The sequence below is a fragment of the Microlunatus speluncae genome (assembly GCF_009299835.1).
Classification (GTDB): Bacteria; Actinomycetota; Actinomycetes; order Propionibacteriales; family Propionibacteriaceae; genus Microlunatus; species Microlunatus speluncae.
On record NZ_VKCZ01000001.1, the window covers coordinates 289,458 to 305,792 of the forward strand.

A 16,335-nucleotide genomic window follows, 5' to 3' on the forward strand; every position below is an offset into this window, starting at 1 on the left:
TGGCTGGTGACCCGGGGGAGCAGGGAGCGGTTCGGGGAGGCGATCATGAGTCGCGAAGATCAACTGATCGCCCGAGCATCGCGACTCGAGTCCCGGGGCAGCGACTGGTATGCCGACGGTCGCTTCGAGCAGGCGGCTGCCGACTTCGAGCAGGCCGCGGCGATCTATCGCGAGCTGATGGTCGACAGTCCGACCAGGTTCGCGTTGCGGCTGGCCGCGGAGATCAACAACCTCGCGCTGGCCCGGGCCAAGCTCGGCCGCTACGAGGAGGCCGTTTCCGCTTTGACGGAAGCGATCCAGCTGGCCGGACCGTACGACGATCAGCCCGAGGTGCTGCCCTTCCTGGGTGGCGTCACCTCCTCGCTCGCCGGTGCGTTGGCCGAGCTCGGCCAGCAGGCCGAGGCACTGGCGATCAGCGAACGGGCGGTCCTGTTCCGGCGCGCGGTGCTGCCGGCCGGCGAGTTGATCATCGATGCCGACCTGGCCAAGACCCTGCGGCTGTATGCCCAGTTGCGGGCGGCCGCCGGGGTCGAGCTCGACCGCGCCCAGCCGACGATCGGCGAGTCGGTGGCGATCTACCAGGAGCTCGCGGCCGGCGATCCGGCCCAGTACGAGCCGGAGCTGTTTGCGTCCTTCGCGGTCATGGCCACCGTGCTGGACCGGGTCGGCCGGGACGACGAGGCGCAGGCGATCCGCACCTTCCTGGGCGACAAGATCTACTGAATTCCGCCGAGTCGGGAACACTCGCCGCCGGCCGCGAGTTGGACCCAGGTAAGTATTTGCACCTTCAACTACCTGGAGGAACTCTATGGGTTCGCCACTGAACACTCGCCGGGATCTCGGTCTGCTGATCGTCCGGATCGGACTGGGCGTGGTGATGATCGCGCACGGCTGGCAGAAGTACGCCCTGAACACGATCGACGGGACCCGGCAGGGCTTCGCCCAGCTGGGCGTCCCGTTTCCGGAACTCGCCGCACCCGGGGTCACCGCGCTGGAGATCTTCGGTGGCGCGGCGATCATCCTCGGCCTGCTGACGCCGTTGGTCGGGATCGCGTACACGGCGACCATGATCGGCGCCGCCGTGCTGGTGCACGGGCCGAACGGCTTCTTCGCCGGCGGCGGTGGCTATGAGTTCGTCGCCCTGCTCGCCGTGCTCAGCCTCGGCCTCGCGGTCGCCGGCGCGGGCCGGTTCAGTCTTGATCATCTATTGGTCGGCCGCCGCCGCGAACAGGTCGCGACCGCACGCGCCGAGGCCACACCCGCCTGAGCTCGTCGACGGGCCGCCCCTTCGTTCCCTGACCCTGTCGACGAGTCGCCCGTTCGTTCCCTGAGCCTGTCGAAGGGCGGGCCGGATGAAGATCGTTCGCCCGACGGACCAGGCTGAGATCCCGCGCACCGGCATTGGTACGGTGCGACCATGATCGACAACTCGGGCGAGGCCGCGGATCCGGCCGAGCAGCGGCTGGCCGGCGGTGTCTCGGTCGAGGTGATCAGGATCGGCGACACGGTGCGGCGGACACCGTCGCCGGCGAGCCGAACGATCCAGGCTTTCCTGCAGGAGCTGCATGATCGGGGCTGCGATCAGGTGCCGCGGCCACTCGGCTTCGACGAGGCGGGACGCGAGGTCTGGCCGTACATCGAAGGACGCCCCGGCTATCCGCCGATCACCGCCGATCTCGCGTCCGACGCCGCGTTGATCGATGCGGCGAAGACGATCCGCCGGCTGCACGACCTGTCCGTCGGCTTTCACGCGGAGGGCTGGAACGAGGCCTTCGCCGATCCGTCCGGGGTGGCCGAGGTCGTGTGCCACAACGACCTGGCTCCGTTCAACCTGATCTACGACCGGCAGCGGGTCGCCGCGGTGATCGACTGGGACGGTGCCGCGCCGGGCCGCCGGGTCTGGGATCTGGCCTACGCCGTCTGGCGGCTGGTCCCGCTGCACCGGCCCGCCTATGCCGAACCCCTGGGCTGGCCGGCCGGCCGCGACCGGACTCGCCGGCTGGTGCTGTTCGCGGAGGCGTACGGGCTGAGTGAGCCGGACCGGGCCGTCCTGCTGGACGTGCTGCGCGAGCGCCAGGAACTCAACCAGCGCGGCATGGCGGAGTTGGCCGCCCGCGGTCGGATCACGCCGCTGCCGCCGACCGATCCGCGCGCCGAGAGCGGTGATCTGGACTACCTGGCTGAGCACGCCGACCACTGGCAGGGTGCCCTGCTCCAAGATCATCGGGATTGATCCTCCGGCGGTCGCCACGGTCGATGACTGCCCTGGCGGCAACCGACCCTATGCTTAGCCCCCGTGGCACTCACCATCGGCATCGTCGGGCTTCCCAACGCGGGCAAGTCGACCCTGTTCAACGCACTGACCCGTAACAATGTCCTGGCGGCGAACTACCCGTTCGCGACCATCGAGCCCAACGTCGGCGTGGTCGGGGTCCCCGATCCGCGGCTGGCCGTGCTGGCCAAGCTGTTCGACTCGGAGCGGATCGTGCCCGCGACGGTGAGCTTCGTCGACATCGCCGGCATCGTCCGCGGCGCCAGCAAGGGTGAGGGGATGGGCAACGCCTTCCTGGCCCACATACGCGAGGCGGACGCGATCTGCCAGGTGACCCGGACCTTCCGCGACATCGACGTGACCCACGTCGACGGCGAGGTCAACCCGGCCTCCGACATCGAGACGATCACCACCGAGTTGATCTTGGCCGACCTGGCCACCCTGGAGCGGGCACAGCCGCGGCTGGAGAAGGAAGCCCGGCTCAACAAGGAGAAGCAGGCCACCCTGGTCGCCGTCCAGCAGGCCCAGGAGATCCTCAACTCCGGCCAGACGATCTATCGCGCCGGCCTCGACCGGGAGCCGCTGCGGGAACTCTTCCTGCTCACCGCGAAGCCCTTCCTGTTCGTCTTCAACTGCGACACCGACGAGCTGGCCGACGAGGAGCTGAAGTCCCGGCTGCGCGCCGTCGTCGCCCCGGCCGAGGCGATCTTCCTCGACGCCAAGATCGAATCCGAGCTGGTCGAGATGGAGCCCGACGAGGCCACCGACTTCCTGGCCGAGATGGGCATCGACGAGCCCGGCCTCGACAACCTGGCCCGCGTCGGCTTCGACACCCTCGGCCTGCAGACCTACCTCACCGCCGGCCCCAAGGAATCCCGCGCCTGGACCATCCCCAAGGGCGCCTCCGCCCCGCAAGCCGCCGGTGTGATCCACACCGACTTCGAGAAGGGCTTCATCAAGGCCGAAGTCATCTCCTACGACGACCTCGTTGAAGCCGGCTCCATGGTCACCGCCCGAGGCAAGGGCAAGGTCCGGATCGAGGGCAAGGACTACATCATGAGCGACGGCGACGTGGTCGAGTTCCGCAGCGGACTAACCTCTGCAGCCAAGAAGTGATCAGCCCGTCGATTAACTCCCCGAAGTCAGGTCCACTCTCGTCGAGTGCCAGTAGCCTTCGCAGTGCCACGGCTACCGCCGACGATGCCAACCGACTTGCGGCGCACGTGCGCGCTCGTGTCCTGATCGATCGGCAGCTCACCGAGGCAGGCTGGTCGGTTCCTGGCAAGGTAGGCGATAAACCTCTTCGCCACTCAGGGAGGAGGGCGGGATGATCTCGTTGTGACCAACGCACCGAGCCAGGTCTTCTCGATCCGTGACCGCACCGACGCCTCTCCATCACGTCACAACGAGTCGACAGCTGCCTTCCTCGATCGAGTCGCCGGCGGCTTCTGGGATCAGGTGCGGGACCTTGTCGAGGCTTGGGTCGCGAACGTTCCCGATGCGGCTCGTCGCGACATCGTCGGGCGGCTTCGCTCGGACGACGTTCAGCACGCGAGCGCGTTCTGGGAGCTCTATCTCCACGAGACGTTCACCCGAAGCGGGTTCAGCGTCACGGTCCATCCGGTCGTTCCAGGGAGCGCCAGGCAGCCGGACTTCCTCGTGACTCGCGGGGAGGAGGCGTTCTACGTCGAGGCCAAGTGCCTGGTCTCGACGTCGGCCGATGGCGGTGCCTCGGCCCGAAAGCGCGCGCTTTACGACGCCCTCAACTCGATGCACTGCCCGAACTTCTTCCTCCAGATCGATGTAAATCGCATCGGATCGGCGGACCTTCCGACAAAGCGACTCCGTAGGAAGTTGGAGGGTTGGGTCGCCGCTCTGGACCCCGACTCCATCGATGTTGATGGGACCTACTTTGAGTCCGTGCAACCCTTTCCGTGGTCGGAGGCAGGGTGGGAACTCGAGTTTCGACCATTCCCTGTCCGGGCGGATGCACGAGGCCGAGCCGGCCGCCGGCCGCTCGGCATCTTCGGACCTGTCGAGGCGGCATGGATCAATGATGACGAATCGCTGCGCGACGCCCTCAAGGACAAGGGTTCCGCATACGGCGACCTCGATCTTCCGCTCGTGATCGCAATCAACAGCTTCGCCTTCAGCCATGACGACACCGACACCATGAACGCGCTCTACGGGACTGAGCAGTTCACGATCTCGCTTGACGATCGGGATGCGCCGCCTGTCCCAAGCCGAAAGCCGGACGGCTACTGGCTGGCAGGCAGCTGGGCACACCAACACGTCGCTGGTGTCCTGATCGGGCGATCCGTCGCCGAATACCGGCCGACGGCCCTCCCGACATTCTGGATCCACCCTGAACCACACAAGGACGTAGTCCCGCTGCCGGTGTGGCGGGTGGCCGAGCCGGTGATCGATCACATCGAGAATCGCGAGCCCGAGGTGATGATCAGTTCCCTCTTCGGCTTGCCGGAGGTGTGGCCGGTCGGTGAGGCGTTTCCCCGTGAAACCCCGACATGATGCGTCGCTGCAGTCCAGGAACGGGTTGAGGGCGTTCCTGCGCCATGTTCGGGTTCGCGAATGCCGCGCTCGGTTGGTCCCGCTCACTTGCTCAACAAGTGGTCGACGGTGGCTGAGTCGAGTTCCGTAGCGGACCAACATCAGCATCCAAGAAGTAGAGCAGCTTGCCTCCACTGGGCGTCGGCCTACCGCGCGTGGATGACGGCCTCGTTCGGTCAATCAAGGACACGGCGCGGATTTCTGAATCCGAGGCGCATAGGATCTGCCGTTCCTCCACGTCCGAGTCGATATTCCGGTTAAGGTCGCGCCATGACGACAGGCCTGGGCAGGTGCAGGGCGACTGGGGTTGGTGCTAGGCGTGACCATCACAAGACCGTCCTAGTGAGGTCGGCTCGCCCGTTGGGAGCCGTGCTCGTGGCCGTTCTCGTGCTCTCTGGCTGTGGTGGAGGCGTGAGCACCGCGGATGGCCCGCCGGGAGCGATGAGCAATAGTCCGGAGCCAGGAACTGCCTCCACATCTCCGGTCGTGAGTACGCCTACAAGCGAGCCCCCGCGGCTTGAATGCCGCAATCGGCCGGCAGGCGATGAAATCTTTGCCCGTTACAGTTCGCCGGGCGAGGAGGCATCCGCCCAACGTCTCGGTGGAGGCTTTGCCTGGGATGAATCGACGGGCGAATGCGTTACCTCGATGGAGTTCACCTTACGAGCCACTCCAGATGGTTCGTGCACCCAAGTTGGTCGCGTGAGTAGGAATCCAGGTTTCGATCCAGACCAACGTCCAGCTCCGGAACTCAAGGAGGTGGACGAGGAGCGTGGGGACTGTTGATCACGATCACCCGACCATCGAGAATAGAACACGTTTAAGATAGGGCAATGGCAGCATGCTTGGTTTAAGGGGTGGGTCTTGAGACTTGCTGACGTTACTGTGCAGAACTATCGTTCGATTACCACGCAGACAAAATTTCTCGTCGACGATCTTACGACCCTCGTTGGCCCTAACAATGAAGGAAAATCAAATCTGCTCAGGGCGCTAGCTCTCGGCATGGAGGTTATACAACGGTGGAGCATCGCAAGCCCGGATCTTGTTCGCGGTGGGGAACTATCTGGGACCGCCGCTTTGACATTTCTGCGTTCGCGCAGCTTTGGTCGATCCGGGCGGATCGCAATCGGATATAGGTGGAGCGACGACTATCCACTTGCAAAGCAGGAGCGACGTGGAACACATCCCACCTTGCTGCGCCTGCGATTTCGACTCACCGACGACGAGGTTCGAGCGTTCACCGAACTCACTGGGATCGCGAACAATGGTGAACTCCCGATAGAAATCACACTCGGGCGCCTGTCCGTGGCGTTCGGTGTGGTTAAGCCTGGACGCGGAGCGGCGACTCATCGCGCCAAGGCGCGCGAGATTGCAGAATTTATAGCCTCGCGAATCTCCTTGGTGTCTGTTCCTGCGATTCGTACAAGCGATCAGGCGATCGCACTGGTGAATGAGCTCGCGCGAATTCGAACACGATCCCTCCTCAACAGTGAGGAATATCAGGCATTGACGTCGAGGCTGAATGAGCTGCGTCAGGAGGCAGTCGGACAGGTTGCGCGCGACTTGGCGGATTCAATGAAGCGCTACATCCCCACTGTCCAGTCCATTGAATTGCAGAACTCTGACATCGGTCGAACCAATACGATTGAGGATCTCACGGTCCACGACGGCACGGTGACCTCTATCGAGAGCAAAGGTGACGGGATCAAAAGTCTTGTAACGATGGCACTTATTCAGGAGCTTGCTCAGGAGCAGTCACGCGGCAATAGCCTCGTCCTCGCTGTCGACGAGCCGGAAGCGCATCTGCACCCCGCATCTGTACATGAATTGCAGAGCCTCTTCCAGGCTCTTTCTGTCACGCAGCAGGTAATCCTTGCCACTCATAATCCAATCTTCGTCAATCGGGAACGTGTAGAGTCGAACATCCTTGTAAAGACAAACTCGGCGCGCGCTGCTAAGAATGTTTCGGTAATCAGAGCGGCCCTGGGTGTCGAATTGAGTGATAATCTTCAGTCCGCCGACACTATCGTGCTAGTCGAGGGGGTGAGTGACGAGAAGGTGATTCCAGTGTTAATTGCCGAAGTTGACTCACGAATGAGGCATGAAGCGACGTCCCGAAGAATTGTCTTCAGGGCAACCCGTGGAACTGGTCAAATGCGCGCGCAGATCCAGCGCGAAAAGGCGACTGTGTGCCGAATTCTTGTGGTTCTGGATGACGATGAAGGTGGGCGAAGCGAAGCTAGTCGGATTAGAGAAGCCAACATTCTGCCTGACAGCAACATCTTCTTGCTGGGTGGCCGGCAGGTAAAATCCGAGCTGGAGGATCTTCTGCGCCCGGAAGTGTGTATTGAAGGACTTAACAACGAATTTGGTCGATCGTTCGACGTTCAGGACTTCGCAAATCGAAGTCGGAAATGGTCGGCGAACCTCACAGCGGCGGCTAAGAGGATGGGATTGATCGACACAGGAGATGTTTTCGTGGATCGCGCGAAATCTTCCGTCGCCAACGCAGTCAGCCAACATGGGGGGACGCTGATTCGTGAGGAAAGCGTAGTTCATGTCGAAGAACTCAGTCGCCTGATCCTCGGTCGAGCGCAGTAGCGGGACCTTGCTGCGAGGCATGGATGGCTGACCAGGACAGAGTCGAGTTCCGCTTCAACGTCTAGATCCTTTGATGTCGCTCACGTGTAGCCGGTTGTTGACTCAACATGCCGCGTCAATGGCGATCTCTCTGTCGAGCTGTGCCATCCGAAGGTGTGCGCTGGCTGTGCTTTGATCGTTGGCAGACGTGGTCATGTCCGCTGCGTTCCGGCCCTACTGAGCCACCGAGACCGAAGCTTTTAGCACTTGACTACTCAGTGAGTACTCAGTAGCTTCATCTGGTGAACGAGCGACGAGAGCGGCGGGAAGCGATCGAACTAACCCAAACGGACGCTGCAGCCAGCGCAGGAGTCAGCCTCGCGACGTGGCGTCGGTGGGAAGAGGGTCCCGAGTCGGTTAGCGCCAGTACACGTACCGCGTGCGAGGCGGTACTGAGTGCTGAGCATCGCGCTCGTGAGGCCAGGAGTGAACTCGACGCGTTCGAGCGAGCCTGGGCAGACTGCTCCTACCTCACGCCTCGGCAGGCGTACGCCATCGCCGCGGCACTTGACTGGTGGGCTGGCGTGAGCATAGAGGAGTGGCTGAAGGATCCTGTCAGCGAACCACTGCATCAGGTCCCGCCCTTCCATCAACTCGATCTGCTCGTCATGATGCACGTCAACGAGAGTCGAGCTTGGGCCGCCAAGGTGGCTGAGCGCTGCTACGCCGTCTCCGAGGAGATTGCCACGGGGGTTCTCCCCTTCGACCGGCCGGGGGTCTACGTCGACGAACTCCTGGTCGCTCTCGCCCTCCGCGATGCTCAGGAGAGCATGCAGGACCTTCCGGAGATGTACGAGAAGCTCACGGCTCGCTTCGGCAGTGACGACAGCGTCGGAGACGAGGACTGGAATGCGGTCAGCGACAATTTTGACGATCGGTGCCAGTGGGACGAGTGGGAGGTGCCGCTGTATCACGAGCACCCTCTTCTGCCTGCGATCCTGGCTGTGCGCCACCCCTTCACCTGGTTCGACAACGTGCCCGCCACCGGCGCGGGCTATCTCAACCGTCTTGCGGGTATCGAGATCCTCGTGACGGATGACCAGGGCGCCACCGACCATGAGCACGAGTGAGTCTGCAGTCGTCTGCCGGATACCGTCGGCGCACGCCAAGGCAGTCAAGGCGATGCTCGACATTCTTGGGTCTGACGGTAACTCGATGATCGCGTAGCGGGCTACGGGTTTGAGCTGGCACTGTCTTCAGAGTCGTCGGCGAGGGCGCACTAACTGCGGCGAGGTGTTCGGTTCCTCTAGTCGCATGGGCGAGCGGCAATGGCGACTTTCCTGGCCATTAACGGATATAATGGCATAGAGAATTGCCATTATCCTGGAAGGAAACCATGGTGAAGCCACCGGTGCCGGCACGGACTCGTCTTGCGGGCCGGCGGATCGGCGAACACCTGACGGCGTGGCGTAAGTTGCAGAACCTCACGGCTGAGCAGGTTGCGGAACGGGCAGCGGTGTCCAGAGAAACCCTGCGCAGACTCGAACGCGGAGAGGTCACCGTCGGACTGGGCGTCCTGCTGGACGTTGCGCGCGTCCTCGGTACTCTCGATCGCGTCGTCGAGGCGCTCGATCCCTATGAGACCGACCTGGGTCGTGCCAGGGCCGATCAGGCGCTGCCGAAACGGGTCCGACGATGAACGACTCAGCCCTGGTGTCGGTCGATCTCGATGGGCGTTCCGTTGGTGCCGGTGTGGCGTACTTCAGTCGCCGCCGCAACGTACTGTCGACGACATTTCGTTATCACGAGGAGTATCTGGCCCGATCCGATGCCTATGCGATCGACCCGGCGATGCCGTTGACGGAGGGCAATCACGTGGCAGCCGGAGTGCCGGGGGCGTTCTCGGATTGCTCGCCGGATCGCTGGGGGCAGAATCTGATCGCCAAGCAGGTCAGTCTCCGAGCCCTCCAGGAAGGGACGGGCAGCCCGTCGATCAGCCAGGTGGACTATCTGTTGGGTGTCAGCGACCTGACCCGTCAGGGTGCGCTCCGATTTCGTACCCATTCCGATGGTCCCTACCTGGACCCCGACCTCACGGTTCCCAAGTTGGTGGAGCTGCCGAGACTGCTTCGGGCGGCCGATAACGTGGCGCGCGACCCCGACAACATGGCAGCAGTCAAGGACCTGCTGGATGCGGGATCCGGGTCGCTCGGCGGGGCACGCCCCAAGGCGTCGGTGCGAGCGGGTGCAAAGTTGTACATTGCGAAGTTCCCGCACCACAGTGATGACTGGGATGTCATCGGGTGGGAGAAGACGGCGTTGGACCTGGCCCAACGCTCTGGGATCGAGGTGCCCGCACGCAGGCTCGTACCGGTCGAGGGCAACTCGGTGCTCGTCCTGGAGCGGTTCGATCGCGAGGCTGATCGGCGGATCGGTTACATCAGCGCCATGACCTTGGTGCAGGGCCGGGATGGCAGCGCTCAGGACTACGTCGAGGTGGCTGAGACGCTGACCGAGTTCGGATCGCGGATCAAAGCCGATCTGCGCGAGTTGTGGCGACGGGTCGCCTTCTCGATTGCCATCCACAACACAGATGATCATCTGTGCAACCATGGACTACTTCGCGATGGCGCGTCAGGCTGGCGGCTGGCTCCGGTCTTCGACATCAACCCGAACCCCGACGTCGGTGCTGCACGCGTGACAACCATTGGCGGTGCGGCTCGCCGAGACGACGAGCTGGCCGGCCTGATGGCCTACGCCAGGACGTTTCGACTTTCGGATGCCGAGAGTCGCGCCATTCTGCGTGCTGTGCTGGAGGGCACGAAGGGTTGGCGAGAGGTTGCGCTGAGCAACAACGTGCCCGCGACCGAGCTGCCACGGTTCGTGCAGACCTTCGACGGCCTTCGGGAGCCGCTGAAACGGCTGGCAGATTGAGTCCCGCGGGTCTCATGATCATGAGCGCGGGATCTGCGTGACTCGAGATGCCGCCAAACCACATCGGGCGTGGTTCGATCGGACACCGAGAGAAACGAAACCTTCCGAGGATCGGGCTGAGCGTCGATACGGATTCGGTGGAAGGCTCTCAACGACGCGGCGGTCGGATCTGCACCGTTTGCGCCCTGTCGTCACGGGCCCGGGTATCGTCGAGCAGATCGAGTCAGCTGATGTTGAGTGACATCGGAATTTAGTAACGTCTAACAGCGTGAGGTTGCTACCTACTGCACTCTCAGTCCCTCATGGATTCCTGTATCCGACGGTCCAGGTCGTCCAATTCGGCCAACAGGCCGGATGCGGCCCAGATCCTGTCTCGCTTGCGCCCGGTGATCTCGTGGATGAATCCCGCGTGTTCCAGTTCGTACATAGCGCGATAGGTCTGAACGCCGCTCGTCCCTGAGTACTGTTCGGCGTCCGCCTGACTCATCACCGGATTGTCATAGAACGCAGGGATGAGGCGGGCGACCGCGCTGCCTCGGCGAGGCTTCAGTTCGGCGATCCACTCCTGGGGGATCGCCGTGAGTCGAGCCATGGTCGCTCGGGCGCAGGTGGCGGCGGCCCGTGCAGACCGGCTGAACAGGTCGATCAGTGGAGCGGGGTCGCCCAGCCGGTACGTTCCGAGCACGCTGAAGTACTCATCCCGGCGGGCCAGGAGGCCGCTGGCGATGGGCAGCACACTATTGACCGTGACGCCGCGTCGACGCAGCGTTGCGGACACCAGAGCACGTCCGATGCGGCCATTGCCATCGGTGAAGCCGTGGATCGATTCGAACTGAGCATGACCGATGGCCGCCTGAGTCAGGACCGGAATATCGTCGCGATTCAAGTAAGCGATGAGGTCGGTCAGCAGCTCGCCCACCCGGCCGGGTGCCGGAGGCACATAGAAGGCTCCACGCGGGGAATGGTCGCTGCCGCCGATCCAGTTCTGCATGTCTCGCAGCTTTCCGGCAAAGCCGGCCTCGAACGGATCGTCCTTCATGAGCTCGCGGTGTGCGTTCAGGATGTGCTTCAGTGTGAAGGCCCTGCCTGGGCCTACGGTCGTCACGAGCTGGCTCAATGCCGATGAGGCGGCGACCATGCTCGTCGCGGAGGTGTTCGACCGGTTGCCAGCCAGCGCCCGCGCATAGTCCGTGGCCGTCGCCGTGATGCGTTCGATCTTTGACGAGGCCACGGACTCCGTTCGAACCATGAAGCGGCTCAGGGCCGCCGAGTGCCCCCCGGCCTCAGCATCGGCCTGAGCGATGGCCAGCAGGGCGGACTCCGCGAGGAATGTGGTGGGCAACGAGGGGGCGTAGTCGAGTGCCGCTATCAGCGGTGGGATCGCGGCATCCACCGAACGGAGCAATCGGTCCTCGCGGGTGCCGGCGCGCTGCTGCTGTCGCCATGGGAGATTCTCGGTTCCGTGCACGGGCCAAGAAGGGGTCTCCGCTCGGGCACCAGTCATAACTGTGAGTATCGCACGCGTTAGTTACATCTAAGTAGGTCAGATGTAGTTATCGATGCACATACTTGCATGGGGCCAGGGTCTGGACGCAACTGGCTGACATTGATCTCGAACGGAGCGTGGTGGAGGTGAGGTTCAACGTGTGACGTGTCGCCGCTGCTCGAGACGCCTCATCGAAGCTCCGGCGTGGATCACGGTCGAGGCGGCTGAGCCGCTGGTGATCCGAAGAGGATGAGATTGCCGTCCGGGTCGCGGACTACGAACTCGTTGGCTCCCCAAGGCTTCAGCTGCAGCCGCTCCTGAAAGTCGACGCCCGCAGCCTGGAACTCGAGGAAGAGTTCCTTGGCGTTGGTGGTCGCAATGCTGGCCGACAGTAGTTGCTCCCGCTCGCGTACAGCTGCCACGAAAGGTGACTCGTCGACGTGGCGCACGTTGAAGCCGGCATCGTCGCGGCGGACCTCTCCGTAGAACGGCGGCTCGCCGTACGTGAAGACGATGTCGAACCCGAGAAGGGTGCGGTAGAAGGTCAATGCGCGCGCGAAGTCGGTGACGAACACCTGCGCGTTCGATCGCTGGAGCCGGAGCGCGGACGTCTGGGTGACGGGCATCGGTGGGTTCTCCTTCAAGTCGGACCAGGACGTGAACCCGAGCTCGGATGCGACGACCTCCTGTGCCTCGTGCAGAGCGAACTCTGCTGCGAGCACTTCGCGATCGGTCAGGCCGGCAAACCGAGGCAAGGCAAGACGCAGGCGTGCGGCGACCACATATACGCCGGCGCGGTGCTGGCGCACCAGGTGTTTCGCGCGTTTCCTGAGGTTCTCGAGTTCATCCATGATCGATGAACGAGTGGGCATGGCCCTTTCCGGACTCTCCAGGTGCGCCTCGGTCGCGCAGCGCTCACGCTACCGGTTCGACCCAGGGGAGGCAACGGATGCCGACGGTGGATGGGTAACTGGCACAAATCGGGGCCGCAACGACCCGCGGGGACCGAAATCGGAGGGCGGGACCGGGTTGCGCCCCCGATTTGTGACGGTGCGCCGTCAGGACGGATGCCGCGTCTCGCAAACTGCGAGCCGCGCGCGGTCACCCGCCGAAGCAGGGGTGGCAGGCTTCGAATCCGGCGACCGCGGCTCTGGGGTGGGCTGATCGGATCCAGTTCTGCCGGGTGAGTCGAAGGCGGTCCGAAATGAGCACTTCGTCTCCTCGGGCGTCCCTGGAGACGCCATCCGGCTCATAGCCGAGCTTTCGGGACACGCCTTGGGACGAGTAGTTGTCCTGGAAGACCTCCGTCAGGGCAGCCTCAGCCCTGAGGAAGTCGAACGCCAAAGTGAGGAGGCCGATGCGCGCCTCAGTGCCGAATCCCTTGGCCTGATAGGGCAGACCGAGCCAGGACGAGGTGGTGACCTCGCGGACGACGCGGAAGTCACGGGCACGGAGCGAGACCATGCCGATGGGCCGGCCGTCCACGAACACGCCCAGTCCGAGTCCCCACCGATCGGCGGCCCAGTCGGCCAATTGACCCCAGTGCCCACGCACGACGGCGAGCGCCCGATCCCGCGCTGACCCTTCGGTCCACGGCGTCAGGAACGGCCGCTCCGAGGCATGATGTACGCCAGCGCCGGCAACCTCCGCCACCTCCGCCAGTTCCTGCTCGTTGGGAAGGCGCAGCATGAGCCGATCAGTGGTGATCTGCAATCGATACACGGGCCAGATGTCGGAGATCATGCGTCGAGTCTCACCGGCAGGTGGAGTTCAGGGCGACTCATTTCGGTGCGCGCCAGCCCGAGTCTGATCCGGTGCGTCATCCAGGTCGAGGTCCGCTAGACACTAGGACTGAGGTCGGATGATGGCGACTATGGGCGTTCGCCATCAATCCGAACCCGGACGTCGGCTCCGGTCGCGTCACGACCATCGGTGGCGCGGACTGTCGTGATCACGAACTGGCAGGGTTGATGGCCTACGCGAGTTCCTTCCGGCTGTCGGACGCCGAGTGTCGTCGGATTCTGCGTGACGTGCTCGACGGTACGAAGGGCTGGAGAGACGTTGCCTTGAGCAACAACGTCCCCATGAAGGAACTGTCACGATTCGCCGAGGCCCTGGATGGTCTGCGTTCGCAACTGGAGCACTTGGCAGATTGAGCGTGCCTGCTCGGTCGCCGCGATGGCACAAATCACTGTAGCTGTTACGAATGGCCCAACTGCGGCGTGCGGTGGTCAGTTGGTGTCGAACTCCTTGCCGGTCCCGACATGATCAACAGGGGTGTCTCCGGTGAGGTGCAGGCACATGGTGCGGAGCAGTTCCGCGAGCTGACGTCGAGCGGCCGGATCGAGTACGGCGAGCAGGGTGTCGTCGTGGTCGAAGATCGCTGCGGCGACCCCGTCGGCGACGGCTTGCCCGGCGTCGGTCAGGGTGACCAGGACGCTGCGGTCTCCCTGTGGATCGCGGGTGATCCACCCCTTCTGCTCGGCGCGGCTGAGTCGTTGGGAGATCGCGGCCGGGGTGATCCCTTCCAGTTCGGCGAGCTCGCGGGTGGTCAGGGCGTGCGGCGGGTCCTGGCGGCGGAGGGCGCCGAGGAGGTCCATCAGGGCGGGGTCGATGCCCTCGCCGGCCAGCAGGCGGCGGCGCTCGGCGCCGAAGACCCGGGCGAGCTGCCAGACCCGGGTGACGATCGCGACGGAGGACGGGTCCAGGTCCGGGCGAGTGCGCTGCCAGGCGGCGATGATCTTGTCCGCCCGGTCGTGGTTGCTCATGCCAGAACCGTACATTAAGGTCTAAACGAACTGCTGTTAAGGCCTTAAGGAGAGCCCATGCATGTCGTCACCGGAGGCGGGACCGGGATCGGTCGAGCGATCGCGCTGTCGCTGAGCCAGGACGGTCAGCGAGTCCTCATCGCCGGTCGGCGCGCGGCCCCATTGGAAGCCGTTGTCGAGCAGGGAGCCGGCAGGATCGAGGCCGTGGCCTGTGATCTGTCCGTCCCTGCGGGCGCGCGAATCCTGGCCGCGCGCCTGTCCGGCGTCGTCGAGGGGCTGGTGCACTGCGCCGGCGGCAACCCGGCGATCGGCCGGCCCGAGCCGCGAACCCTGGAAGACGAGGCCGCCCTGGCAGCGGACACGCTGGCCGGCAACCTGGTGTCGACGGCGCTGACCGTCACGGCGGTCGAAGATCGGCTGAGCAACGACGCGTCGATCGTGTTGTTCGGCTCGATCGCCGCCGAGCACGGCGTGGGTTACTACGGCCCGGCCAAGGCGGCCGTGGCGTCGTACGCGGTCGGGCTCGCCGCCAGGCTGGGGCCGCGAGGGGTTCGGGTCAACTGCGTCTCGCCCGGCTACATCGCCGAGACCGAGTTCTTCGCGGGGCTGATGACGCCCGAACGCGCCGCCGAGTTGCGCGCCCAGACGGCGATCGACCGCACCGGGGTCCCGGCCGATGCCGTCGGCCTGACCAGATTTCTGCTGTCGAGTCACAGCCGGCACCTCACCGGACAGAACCTCCACCTCAACGGCGGTGCGTTCACCACGCGCTGACCGGAGGTCTTGAGCTGCCGGCGTTCAACTGTCCCCGAGCCGCAGAGTCCGGGTGAACGCCACGCCAGGGCGGATGGCCATGGTCTGCTCGCCGCTCGCTTCGACCACGTTGCCGGCGAGCGGTTCGACCGTGCCATCAGGAGCCCAGTAGAACGAGTCCGGGCTGATGACGCCGCCCGGGTGGTCCAGTTCCTCATCGGCGCAGACGCCGGCAGCGATCTCGGTCACGGCGACGGCGGACTCCATCCAGTCATTCGGGTCGGGAGTCGAATAGAGAAGCAGGTGCCGATTCGGGATGGCGAAGACCACGCCGAACGGTGCCGGCCCGATCAGTGTCGAAGTCAGTGCCGGGAAGTTCGCGGCCTTCGAGGCGATGAAGAACGATTCTCCTTCCAGGGTGCGGACGATGCCGTCGAGATCCTCCCGATGATCAACCGGCACCGCATCGGTGTTTGCCTGGCCCTGTTCGTACAACTCATCCAGGCCGAGTGGCAGACGTGCGAGCGAGTCGACGGTCAAGGTGGATACGGCGGTCCGGGTTTCGAGGCAGAGCACCCTGATGATTCCCGGCAGGAACGGCCGGGCATAGGCAAGGCCTTGCTCATCCTGGTCATCGGCGGCGATGAGGCGGACTCTGAGCTGACGACGTAGGTCGGCGTCGGACAGGTCTTCCAGGTCGGGCTCGGCCAGGAGGGCGAGATGTGATCCGACGTAGGACTCGACCAACTCCGGCCACTCGCGATGGTTGATGGCTCGGGCCTGCTCGATGAGGTTGTGCGGGTAGAACACGATGTCTCGCTCGGGGGCGGTGAGCTCGAACCCCTGCTCGCCGTGATCGACGGCGACGATGACACCTGCCCGGCGGTACGACTTCACGGCTAGCTTGAGGACAGCCCGCTCGACCTTGTCCGGTCGTCGGCCTCGGCCGAAGATCATGTGCGCTTCCTCCGGGT

General features: G+C 64.2%; 15 protein-coding genes. 10 read left to right on the forward strand and 5 right to left on the reverse strand.

Annotated features, from left to right (window positions below):
* The first annotated feature begins 6 nt into the window (after window positions 1-6).
* From FNH24_RS01340 to FNH24_RS01380, 9 genes are all read left to right on the forward strand, one after another.
* On the forward strand, window positions 7-723 hold the full coding sequence (locus FNH24_RS01340; RefSeq protein WP_161605948.1) for a tetratricopeptide repeat protein: 717 nt from the start codon (window positions 7-9) through the stop codon (window positions 721-723).
* Between the two features lie 85 nt (window positions 724-808).
* On the forward strand, window positions 809-1,267 hold the full coding sequence (locus FNH24_RS01345) for a DoxX family protein (protein WP_152360325.1): 459 nt from the start codon (window positions 809-811) through the stop codon (window positions 1,265-1,267).
* Window positions 1,268-1,417: 150 nt separating this feature from the next.
* Window positions 1,418-2,233, forward strand: coding sequence for a phosphotransferase (locus FNH24_RS01350; protein ID WP_152360326.1), 816 nt, complete (start codon window positions 1,418-1,420; stop codon window positions 2,231-2,233).
* A gap of 63 nt (window positions 2,234-2,296) precedes the next feature.
* A complete protein-coding gene (ychF, locus tag FNH24_RS01355; RefSeq protein WP_152360327.1) occupies window positions 2,297-3,388 on the forward strand; it encodes a redox-regulated ATPase YchF in 1,092 nt (363 codons plus the stop codon).
* Window positions 3,389-3,610: 222 nt separating this feature from the next.
* Window positions 3,611-4,801 (forward strand): hypothetical protein, encoded by a 1,191-nt coding sequence (locus FNH24_RS01360; RefSeq protein ID WP_152360328.1) that lies wholly within the window; start codon window positions 3,611-3,613, stop codon window positions 4,799-4,801.
* A gap of 903 nt (window positions 4,802-5,704) precedes the next feature.
* Window positions 5,705-7,441, forward strand: a complete 1,737-nt coding sequence (locus FNH24_RS01365; RefSeq protein ID WP_152360329.1) for an ATP-dependent nuclease — start codon at window positions 5,705-5,707, stop codon at window positions 7,439-7,441.
* Between the two features lie 281 nt (window positions 7,442-7,722).
* Window positions 7,723-8,550: a helix-turn-helix domain-containing protein gene (locus FNH24_RS01370; RefSeq protein WP_217427988.1), complete on the forward strand. Its 828-nt coding sequence runs from the start codon at window positions 7,723-7,725 to the stop codon at window positions 8,548-8,550.
* A gap of 266 nt (window positions 8,551-8,816) precedes the next feature.
* Window positions 8,817-9,119: a helix-turn-helix domain-containing protein gene (locus FNH24_RS01375; protein WP_170304465.1), complete on the forward strand. Its 303-nt coding sequence runs from the start codon at window positions 8,817-8,819 to the stop codon at window positions 9,117-9,119.
* Window positions 9,116-10,354 carry a type II toxin-antitoxin system HipA family toxin gene (locus FNH24_RS01380; protein WP_152360330.1) on the forward strand — a complete coding sequence of 413 codons (1,239 nt, stop codon included), beginning with the start codon at window positions 9,116-9,118 and terminating at the stop codon, window positions 10,352-10,354. Before FNH24_RS01375 ends, FNH24_RS01380 begins: the two co-directional genes overlap by 4 nt.
* Before the next feature lie 292 nt (window positions 10,355-10,646).
* On the opposite strand, the gene FNH24_RS01385 is transcribed toward FNH24_RS01380, so the two are convergent.
* The 4 genes from FNH24_RS01385 to FNH24_RS01400 all read right to left on the reverse strand — a co-directional run bounded on the left by FNH24_RS01385 (window position 10,647) and on the right by FNH24_RS01400 (window position 14,608).
* Entirely contained in the window at window positions 10,647-11,747 is a 1,101-nt protein-coding gene (locus FNH24_RS01385; RefSeq protein WP_246186694.1) for a Fic family protein, read from the reverse strand.
* A gap of 302 nt (window positions 11,748-12,049) precedes the next feature.
* On the reverse strand, window positions 12,050-12,691 hold the full coding sequence (locus tag FNH24_RS01390) for a VOC family protein (protein ID WP_152360331.1): 642 nt from the start codon (window positions 12,689-12,691) through the stop codon (window positions 12,050-12,052).
* A gap of 250 nt (window positions 12,692-12,941) precedes the next feature.
* A complete protein-coding gene (locus tag FNH24_RS01395) occupies window positions 12,942-13,583 on the reverse strand; it encodes a GNAT family N-acetyltransferase (protein ID WP_152360332.1) in 642 nt (213 codons plus the stop codon).
* A 488-nt stretch (window positions 13,584-14,071) separates the two neighbouring features.
* Complete coding sequence (locus FNH24_RS01400; protein ID WP_161605949.1) at window positions 14,072-14,608, reverse strand: MarR family winged helix-turn-helix transcriptional regulator; 537 nt, start codon at window positions 14,606-14,608, stop codon at window positions 14,072-14,074.
* 57 nt (window positions 14,609-14,665) lie between these two features.
* Between FNH24_RS01400 and FNH24_RS01405 the strand changes: the two genes are divergently transcribed.
* Window positions 14,666-15,382, forward strand: coding sequence for an SDR family NAD(P)-dependent oxidoreductase (locus FNH24_RS01405; RefSeq protein ID WP_152360334.1), 717 nt, complete (start codon window positions 14,666-14,668; stop codon window positions 15,380-15,382).
* 24 nt (window positions 15,383-15,406) lie between these two features.
* Here FNH24_RS01405 and FNH24_RS01410 read toward each other — a convergent pair whose 3' ends face one another.
* Window positions 15,407-16,171, reverse strand: a complete 765-nt coding sequence (locus FNH24_RS01410; protein ID WP_152360335.1) for a hypothetical protein — start codon at window positions 16,169-16,171, stop codon at window positions 15,407-15,409.
* Window positions 16,172-16,335: the final 164 nt, after the last annotated feature.